This is a genomic window from Klebsiella sp. 2019SCSN059, assembly GCF_021739525.1.
Lineage (GTDB): Bacteria > Pseudomonadota > Gammaproteobacteria > Enterobacterales > Enterobacteriaceae > Klebsiella > Klebsiella quasipneumoniae.
Window position 1 is genome coordinate 1 of record NZ_JAKKOM010000109.1, and the last position, 1,356, is coordinate 1,356.

1 protein-coding gene is annotated in these 1,356 nt (G+C 60.3%); it reads left to right on the plus strand.

The features are described 5' to 3' along the window. The first annotated feature begins 140 nt into the window (after positions 1 to 140). Positions 141 to 1,154: a class 1 integron integrase IntI1 gene (gene intI1 / locus L2I46_RS29100; protein ID WP_000845048.1), complete on the plus strand. Its 1,014-nt coding sequence runs from the start codon at positions 141 to 143 to the stop codon at positions 1,152 to 1,154. Positions 1,155 to 1,356 lie beyond the last annotated feature (202 nt).

Consider the following 1,356-nt stretch of genomic DNA (forward strand, 5'->3'; position numbering starts at 1 on the left):
CTAACTTTGTTTTAGGGCGACTGCCCTGCTGCGTAACATCGTTGCTGCTCCATAACATCAAACATCGACCCACGGCGTAACGCGCTTGCTGCTTGGATGCCCGAGGCATAGACTGTACAAAAAAACAGTCATAACAAGCCATGAAAACCGCCACTGCGCCGTTACCACCGCTGCGTTCGGTCAAGGTTCTGGACCAGTTGCGTGAGCGCATACGCTACTTGCATTACAGCTTACGAACCGAACAGGCTTATGTCCACTGGGTTCGTGCCTTCATCCGTTTCCACGGTGTGCGTCACCCGGCAACCTTGGGCAGCAGCGAAGTCGAGGCATTTCTGTCCTGGCTGGCGAACGAGCGCAAGGTTTCGGTCTCCACGCATCGTCAGGCATTGGCGGCCTTGCTGTTCTTCTACGGCAAGGTGCTGTGCACGGATCTGCCCTGGCTTCAGGAGATCGGAAGACCTCGGCCGTCGCGGCGCTTGCCGGTGGTGCTGACCCCGGATGAAGTGGTTCGCATCCTCGGTTTTCTGGAAGGCGAGCATCGTTTGTTCGCCCAGCTTCTGTATGGAACGGGCATGCGGATCAGTGAGGGTTTGCAACTGCGGGTCAAGGATCTGGATTTCGATCACGGCACGATCATCGTGCGGGAGGGCAAGGGCTCCAAGGATCGGGCCTTGATGTTACCCGAGAGCTTGGCACCCAGCCTGCGCGAGCAGCTGTCGCGTGCACGGGCATGGTGGCTGAAGGACCAGGCCGAGGGCCGCAGCGGCGTTGCGCTTCCCGACGCCCTTGAGCGGAAGTATCCGCGCGCCGGGCATTCCTGGCCGTGGTTCTGGGTTTTTGCGCAGCACACGCATTCGACCGATCCACGGAGCGGTGTCGTGCGTCGCCATCACATGTATGACCAGACCTTTCAGCGCGCCTTCAAACGTGCCGTAGAACAAGCAGGCATCACGAAGCCCGCCACACCGCACACCCTCCGCCACTCGTTCGCGACGGCCTTGCTCCGCAGCGGTTACGACATTCGAACCGTGCAGGATCTGCTCGGCCATTCCGACGTCTCTACGACGATGATTTACACGCATGTGCTGAAAGTTGGCGGTGCCGGAGTGCGCTCACCGCTTGATGCGCTGCCGCCCCTCACTAGTGAGAGGTAGGGCAGCGCAAGTCAATCCTGGCGGATTCACTACCCCTGCGCGAAGGCCATCGGTGCCGCATCGAACGGCCGGTTGCGGAAAGTCCTCCCTGCGTCCGCTGATGGCCGGCAGCAGCCCGTCGTTGCCTGATGGATCCAACCCCTCCGCTGCTATAGTGCAGTCGGCTTCTGACGTTCAGTGCAGCCGTCTTCTGAAAACGACA